This is a genomic window from Mycobacterium sp. NGS40, assembly GCF_059812735.1.
Window position 1 is genome coordinate 1 of record NZ_JCALDG010000139.1, and the last position, 335, is coordinate 335.

Below are 335 nucleotides of genomic sequence, written 5' to 3' on the forward strand. Positions count from 1 at the left end.
AGAGAAAATGCTCGAGCTCGAAAAGTATGTACCGGGGTTCGTGCATGACGCCGCACTGATCGAAGCCCACGGTGTCAACCCGAACGCCGGGGTCGTCGACGCGTATTCGCATTTGGCACCCACCATAAATACCGACAGATACCTAACCTGGCTGGCCAGCCAAGCCGAGGCCGAGGGTGTCAAGGCCATCCGGGCAAGTATCTCCGGTCCGCTCGAGGAACACGAGGATCGGTTGCTTTCCGAATACGGAGCTGACCTCATCGTCAACTGCAGCGGCCTGGGAGCGCGTCAGCTGGCCGGCGACCGGGCCATGGACCCGCACCGTGGAGCGCTGC

1 protein-coding gene is annotated in these 335 nt (G+C 62.1%); it reads left to right on the forward strand.

The window, feature by feature from the left end:
- The coding region (locus AC5Y5O_RS32300) for an FAD-dependent oxidoreductase (RefSeq protein WP_500028785.1) at window positions 1-335 on the forward strand (335 nt) is incomplete at both ends.